Raw genomic sequence first — 7,812 nt, forward strand, 5'->3', positions numbered from 1 at the left:
TACCGCCTAAAACCCTAATATTGCTCACCTACTTATCGTGGAATCGTATAGTAAAGTAATACTCCAATACCACTAAAAATAATATTAGGCAACCATACCGCTAGGAGAGGAGGCATTGAGCCAGACTCTGCCATACCTTTACTCATCATAAAAAACATGATATATACAAATGCTAACAGAAAACCCAACGCAATCTGAAAACCCACTCCTCCACGCGATTTTCTGGCTGATACAATCAATCCAATCATGGTAAGAATAATAATGGCAAAAGGATTGGCAAATCGAACATATTTTTCGACAACGAACACTTCAACGCCATCTGCTCCACGCGATTTGAGCTTGGCAATATGCGCATTTAATTCTGGCAGTGTAAAAGTCTCATGAAGCTGATAATTACTGTCAAAATCTTTGGGCGAAAGGTTAATCGTAGTGTCGATTTTTGTGCCATAAGTCAGTTTTTCTTTACCTTCACCTTCAAAAGCACGAATACGATAATCATGGATTGTCCATTTGCGACGGGTTGTATCCCAAGTAATTCGCTCAGCCATTAGTTTGCTCATAAGCTGATTATTCTGAATTTTTTCTAGCGTAAATCTATACCCAGTATTCGAGTTGTTATCGTAGGTTTCCATGTAGGCATACGTATCTGGCGCCACTTTGATATGGACATCTCGACCGCTGAAATAGTAGGTATCAATCACATATTTTCGTTCAAACTTGATGCGCGTTTTATTCGCAATCGGAATAATCCATGCCACCATAAAAAAGGTAATGATTGCCACTAGTGCCGAACCCATCAAATAGGGGCGCATCAATCTAAGAAAACTCACCCCAGTACTCAAAATCGCAATAAGCTCCGTGCGAGCAGCCAAGTTTGCCGTAAAAAATACCGTCGAAATAAATACCATTAAAGGACTAATATAATTGGCCCAATATGGTACAAAGTTGAGGTAATAACTAAAGAGGATTTCCGACGTAGGAGCTTGCTTTTTGATAAAATTATCTACCTTTTCGGTGTAATCGATTACCAAAATAATCGCAACAATAATCAGTACTGCAAAAACGTATGTCTTGAGAAACTTTTTTAATATATATAAATCTAAAATCTTCATGCCTAAGCAAAGGTTGGTATGTAGTCAAAAATATACAGACTATTAAATTTTTTACAAAGCTAAATAAAAAACCTCTCATTTTCAGAGAGGTTTGAGATATGCCTTGTGCAGGGGAATGTTAAATATATTTAAAAACCCTAAAGTTCATGATTACAGGTTTTGCAAACACCTTGTACCAACAAATTGGTTTCTACACGCTGATAACCTTCGGGCAGGGCAATTGGAGGAATCGTCACGTGGTCGAGACATGTCGTAAGCCCGCATTTGGTACATTTAAAATGCACGTGGTCATGATGGTGAGTGTGGTCTTCAGAATGGCAATTGTCCTTACAAAGGGCATATTTAATGCCACCCTCATCGTCTAGTACTTTGTGAATTAGGCCTTTGTCTAAAAAAGTTTTCAACGTTCGATAAACGGTAACTCGGTCAAACTTTTCTGACATTTGGGTTTCTACATCAGCATGCGCCAAAGCGTAGGCCTTTGTCAAAAATATATCCAGAATCTCTTCTCGACATTCTGTTTGGCGAAGACTGTAGGCCTTCAAGGTACTTTTTATTTCGCTCGTATTCATAGGTTTACTCGCTTAAGATACTAGACTCATACTGTAGTTTTACAAGGTTGGCATAAATACCTTCTTCTTGATTTAGCAGTTCTTCATGGCTTCCAGATTCTGCTATTTCTCCGTCTCTCAAAACATAAATTGTATCCACATTTCTGATAGTTGCCAAGCGATGAGCAATGATAATCGTAGTACGATTTTGCATTAGTTTATCAAGGGCATCTTGTACCAATTTTTCAGACTCAGAGTCCAAAGCACTGGTTGCTTCATCAAGTACCAAAATGGCAGGGTCTTTCAAGATAGCTCTAGCAATAGCAATACGCTGGCGTTGTCCACCTGACAGTTTTACTCCTCTTTCGCCAACAACCGTATCAAATTTTTCGGGGAAGGAGTCAATAAAGTCTAGGGCATTAGCTTTACGTGCAGCTTCGATAATTTCGGTTTGGGTAGCATTAGGTTTTCCGTAAGCAATATTCTCACGGATTGTACCGCCAAATAACATCACTTCTTGTGGTACTACAGCAATATTTTGGCGCAAAGCGGTAAGATTATATGACTGAATATCTTGCCCATCGACCGAAATTTTGCCACTATTTAAGCGATAATAGCGAAGTAGCAACCCAACTATTGTAGACTTCCCGCCTCCAGAGTAACCAACCAAGGCGATTTTTTTACCAGCTTCTACCTTGAGAGAAATATTTTTTAGGACTTGTACATCTGGACGAGACGGGTAGGCAAAGGCCACATTGTCATAAACTATTTCACCTTTCACATGTACAGGTGTAACGGTCTCGGTAGTAGATATTTCACCTTCTTCATCTAAAATTTCGAGTATACGCTCAGAAGCGCCGATGGTTCTTTGGATTTGAGCATAAATATCACCCAAGCCCCCAACCGAACCACCAATGAAACCTGTATAGATAATAAAGGTCAATAATTTATCAAACGTCAGTTCATGATTTTGCACCAAATGACCGCCATACCAAACTACCCCAACTATAGCTCCAAACAAAACAAAGATGATAAATGAAATAAAGCTACCACGGAAAGTTGCCGTGCGTAAAGCCCAATTCAATACCTTTTCGAGAGAGGTTGTGTAACGATTCACTTCAAAAGTCTCGTTTGTAAATGCTTTTACGACATTGACCGATTGAAGGGTTTCTTCGACAATCACATTGGTTTGAGCTAGCTCATCTTGTACTTTTTTAGAGTTTTTACGAATAAATTTTCCAAAAAAGAAAGCCGCTACTACCAAAACAGGAAAGGTAGAAAGCATGAAGAGCGTGAGTTTTCCAGAAAAATAAATAATCAAACAAATCCCACCGATGAGCGTGAAGATTTGGCGGAAAAATTCGGCTAAGGTTACAGAAAGAATATCCTGCAATTGAGTTACATCCGAAGTAATGCGACTCATAAGTTCGCCCACACGATTTTTTTCGAAGAAGGTAACGGGCAATGAAATCATTTTGCCGTAAAGCTCTTTACGAATATCTCGAATAGAGCGCTCTGTGACTCTCGAAAAGGTGTAAACTCTAAAGAATGAAAACAGCGCTTGTGCAGCCAAAATCGCCAAGAATAACAAGGTCATTTGGTCGAGTGTCAGCTTTGGCAAGTTCATAACCGAGCTACTTTGCATTTGTTGCATCATCGGGTTGTTCGACATTGCTTGCATTTGCTGCGCGTCATTGGGCGAAAGAATCGAAGCCACCATTTGACCCATCAACAAAGGCACACTCATGGAGGTGATTTGTGATAAAATCAAAAAGATAAAACCAATGATAAATGTTCCTTTGTAAGGAGCTGTAAATCTAAAAATCGATAATGCTTTTCTTAATCCTTCTTTTGTAATTTTCTTTTTATCTTGTGGAGAAGCATCGTCTCCAAATCTATCGCTTCGCTTTGCCATGTTCGAATAACACTGTCTTAAAAATCATAGAGACAGTTGATATTAAATGAATTATTTGTTGGTTTGACTATCAGAAGGATAGCCGTAAATTTCTTTAATCAATCTCAAAATTATAACATAAAACTTTGCCAAAAGGTTGGCTCAATGTTGTTATTCTTCGTCTGGTAGTCCTTTGTACTTAGAGGCTTCAAAAATGTGTTGTGCACTAGGATCTTTCATCAAGTCCTGAATCGTGAGTTTTTCGTCATCATAATAATACTTTGAGACAATCCTGAAGCCTAGCCATCTGCCAATTCCTCCTGGGCAAGCCGGGCCAATCTCGGGGGTCGAAGGTCGTTCGCCAACATACTTTCCCTTTACTGGGTCTTGAGTAGAATACAAGAGTTTGTTGTCGATAAAATAAGCCCATACAACTTTCTGATTATCGTAAGTAGCATTCAGCTGCTCTTCTGAATATCCCAAAAATACACTATCAGGTTTAGAAGGCATCATGACTTTTCCAAAAACATAACTTTTTCCATACCATACCATTTCCGCAAGCAGGGTTCTGTCTTGTGGGTTGGTAGCATTATAGCGGCTCGAAAGTTGTAGTATAGTTTGTGGCACAATAACTGCGGGTGACATTTTTTTTATTTGATAATCATAGATATCTGGTAGATATTTGCCTTTTGGTCCCATGAAATAATCGATACCAACAATAATGGTCGAATCATTTACGCGTAATTCAGGATTAAGGATTGTACCTAAGCCGAAAAAGCCTGTAAAAATAGTATAAATTTTAGGTTCTTTAAAGTCTGGATAATAGTACTTGATATGCTGAAATGCCTCTTTGAAGTCATTTTCAAGATTCTGGTTGCCAAAAAAACCTTTTTCTTGAGATTGTTGATAAAATTCTTGTAAAGCTGAATTGCTAATTTGTGGAAAAAGCTTGTTGGCCAAGGCAGGAAAAGAAGCTGCATCTGTATTGAAATATTGACTAGCAAAATCTGAGTATTTTCTCAGAAAAATCAATACTTCTTCTTCTGTTTTACAAGCAAAAAGTTCTTTATCTAAGTACTGAATCTTAAGGTCAACTTTAATATTACTTACATCAGGTTCGCCATCGGTATTGTCAGAACAAGCCCAAAGGCATACTGAAACTAAAAGAAGAAATCCTATTTTTGCGAAAATTTTCATGCTTGTGGTAGCTGTTAAAAGCAATCAGTGTTCAAATGAGATTTAAGTAGGCACAAGGCAACAGGCTCAAGGCAAAGAGTTTTAACATATTTTGTAGTAACTACAAATATATTTTGCTGAAAGCCCATAGCTGAAAGCCGAAAGTTTAAAATTATCTCTCATAAAAGAATGAAAACATGTTGCCTAATGCCTTCGTCTTACAGCCTAAAGCTTATTAAAATGAGGTATTGTATTGCTCTTACCAGAGTTATTGACAAAATAAATTGCCAGATTGTCTGTTTTATAGTTTGAAAATCAAAAGTATAACAAAACAATACTCTTAAGAAACGTACTTAGTCAATCAAAATATATCAGGTATTTACCTGCAAAATTATGAAGAAAAACGTATTAATAATCTTTTTTATTCTCGCTACGATAACAAATCTACTAGCACAGAATCAATTATGGTCCTCAAGTTTGTCATCGGCCTCTCGTGAATATTGGGGCGGTAGATTCAACAGCATGTCGATTGGCTTTAAATTTTCGCCAGCTATTACTTTTGTTTCTTTCGATGGTGTCAAAAACTTTAAAGGAATGTCGGATGGCGCTGCCAAAATCAACATGACCGTTGGGCCAGTCGCTGATTTTTATTTTGCTCAAAAATATGCTTTTAGTACAGGTCTTTGGTATTCGGTAAAGGGGGTATCCTACACAATTTATAATAGTTTTTATGAAACAGATGTCTTCGTACAAAAACCTTTAACCAAAGATGAAATCAAATCTAATGCTGCCGAATTTAACCTACAATACCTTCAAATACCTGTGTCCCTAAAGATATTTAGTGATCAAGTTACACCAGGAATGCCATTTTATATTCAGTTTGGGGGTACATTAGACATCAATCTTGCCGAAAAACCCATCAACTCAGTCAAAAATGCTTTGGTACAATTTCGAGACCGAGTAGCGCCTAATTCAGGGATTTTTGGATTTGGGGAGGCAAATCTATTGCTAGGAGCAGGGTTCGAAAAAAAACTTGGAGCAGGAGATGACGCATTCTTTTTTGGTCTTCAATATCAAAGAGGACTTTCTGAAATCAATCGCGGTAGCTCATTTGCGGATATGATTACCAAAACCAACCAATTAGTGATTGATTTTGGATTGAAGTTTTAGGGAAATAGGGCTCTTTTGGTGAACTAGATATGAGTCATCGCTCCATTTAGGATGACTCATATCTAGTTAATTCACATTAGCAATATTATTCTGATGTGCTATGGCTAAAACACTCTCTAAGTATTCTCGCGAGTTGCATAATCGTGGCACTTTATGTTGTCCTCCCAATTTACCTTTACTACGCATCCACGAATAGAAGGTATCTTTCTGAACCACGTTGATTTTAGGGGGAGTCAAAACCATGTCTTTATAACGTTTGGCATCATAATCGGAGTTAATTGAGCGGAGTGTCTGATCCAAAACCTGATTAAATACCTCTTGATTATCGGGTTCTCGATCAAATTCTATAATCCATTCATGGCAACCACTCTTTCCTCCATCCATATACACTGGTCCGGCGGTGTAATCATTGATAATGGCTCCTGTGGCTTCACAAGCTTTAGTGATAGCAACATCAGAGTTTTCTACGATAATTTCTTCGCCAAAGGCATTGATAAACTGCTTAGTTCGTCCTGAGATTTTGAAACGATAAGGGTTTTTGGTCGTAAAACGAATCGTATCGCCAATTTTGTAGCGCCACAGCCCTGCATTAGTCGAAATCACGACAGCGTAATTTTTACCGATTTCTATCTCGCCCAACGAAACCGCCTTGGGGAACTCCTTGTCTAGCTCCTCCATTGGAATAAATTCATAAAATATACCATAATCGAGCATCAACATCATTTCGTCTTTGCGTGATATATCATCTTGAACTCCAAAAAAACCTTCAGAAGCGTTATAAATCTCTAAGTAATTGACATGTTCAGAAGGAAAAACCTTGTTTCTAAACATATCACGATAAGGATGGAACGCCACAGCGCCATGAATAAAAAATTCAAAATTGGGCCATACCTCCAAAATATTGTCTTTGCCTGTAAGTTCCAAAATTTTGTCAATCAATACCAACGTCCATGTAGGCACTCCCAAAATGCTGGTCACATTTTCTTGAGAGGTAATTTCTGCCATTTTTTGAATTTTTTCTTCCCAGACATCCATCAAGGCTACATCAAGAGAGGGTGTGCGAATAATCTGTGCCCAGATTGGTAAGTTTTTCATCACCACAGCCGAAACGTCACCCATGATACTGCGTGAGTTTAACTGGTTTGAAGATAAACTGCCACCAATCGATAAACCCTTACCACTGAATACCTCCGTTTCTGGTTTATTTTCTACCAATAAGGTCATCATGTCTTTGCCACCCATAAAATGACATTCGTCGAGACATTCCTTCGAAACGGGAATAAACTTACTACGCGCGTTGGTAGTGCCTGAAGATTTGGCAAAGTATTGTATAGGCGAAGGCCAAAGGATATTCTGCTCACCTTTCATGATGCGCTCAATGTAGGGGAACAAGTCTTCGTAGGAAGAAATAGGAACACGTTGCTGAAAATCTCGAATCGAAGAAATGCTACGGAAATCGTATTTTTTCCCCCATTCGGTATATTTAGCGGTCTGGATTAATTGCCAAAACATAGTCTCTTGCGTATCCATAGGCTTTTCCATAAAAGCCTGAATACGAGGGAGACGTCTTTTCATAAGCCAAACAAGCGTTTCGTTGAGAAAATCCATTCGCTAACTAATCTTATAAGTGTTCTAAACAAACTTAACAGAATAAATTGATTGTGTCAATATCAGGAGGCTAACTCATAGGTATTTCTACACAGTGACAGAATTGTTTTAAATTCAGAAAGCAACCAAAAAGAGATGAATAAAATGTTATTTAATGACTGAAAGGCGGCAAAAGTTAGAGATTTAATAAGGATAATGCACAAAAGAAAAGCAAGATAAATTAATACGCAAAATTAAATTTAATTTTTCAGGCAAAAGGCATTAAGCCGTAAGCTTTAGGCTGTAAGCTGTAAGCCGTAGG

General features: G+C 38.1%; 6 protein-coding genes. 1 reads left to right on the plus strand and 5 read right to left on the minus strand.

Features of this window, described 5'->3' with window-relative positions; translation table 11 throughout:
* Positions 1-32 precede the first annotated feature (32 nt).
* From ACOVQ4_RS19145 to ACOVQ4_RS19160, 4 genes are all read right to left on the minus strand, one after another.
* Complete coding sequence (locus ACOVQ4_RS19145) at positions 33-1,112, minus strand: LptF/LptG family permease (protein WP_421822212.1); 1,080 nt, start codon at positions 1,110-1,112, stop codon at positions 33-35.
* Positions 1,113-1,249: 137 nt separating this feature from the next.
* Positions 1,250-1,684: a Fur family transcriptional regulator gene (locus ACOVQ4_RS19150; protein WP_421822213.1), complete on the minus strand. Its 435-nt coding sequence runs from the start codon at positions 1,682-1,684 to the stop codon at positions 1,250-1,252.
* A gap of 4 nt (positions 1,685-1,688) precedes the next feature.
* Positions 1,689-3,578, minus strand: a complete 1,890-nt coding sequence (locus ACOVQ4_RS19155; protein ID WP_421822214.1) for an ABC transporter ATP-binding protein — start codon at positions 3,576-3,578, stop codon at positions 1,689-1,691.
* A 150-nt stretch (positions 3,579-3,728) separates the two neighbouring features.
* Positions 3,729-4,754, minus strand: a complete 1,026-nt coding sequence (locus tag ACOVQ4_RS19160; protein WP_421822215.1) for a gliding motility protein — start codon at positions 4,752-4,754, stop codon at positions 3,729-3,731.
* 372 nt (positions 4,755-5,126) lie between these two features.
* Here ACOVQ4_RS19160 and ACOVQ4_RS19165 point away from each other — a divergent pair, with 372 nt between their 5' ends.
* Positions 5,127-5,903: an outer membrane beta-barrel protein gene (locus tag ACOVQ4_RS19165; RefSeq protein WP_421822216.1), complete on the plus strand. Its 777-nt coding sequence runs from the start codon at positions 5,127-5,129 to the stop codon at positions 5,901-5,903.
* A gap of 66 nt (positions 5,904-5,969) precedes the next feature.
* Here ACOVQ4_RS19165 and ACOVQ4_RS19170 read toward each other — a convergent pair whose 3' ends face one another.
* The gene (locus ACOVQ4_RS19170) at positions 5,970-7,511 is read right to left on the minus strand and encodes a GH3 auxin-responsive promoter family protein (protein ID WP_421822217.1); all 1,542 of its coding nucleotides are present in this window, start codon (positions 7,509-7,511) and stop codon (positions 5,970-5,972) included.
* Positions 7,512-7,812 lie beyond the last annotated feature (301 nt).

It is taken from the genome of Flectobacillus sp., assembly GCF_049240685.1.
Classification (GTDB): Bacteria; Bacteroidota; Bacteroidia; order Cytophagales; family Spirosomataceae; genus Flectobacillus.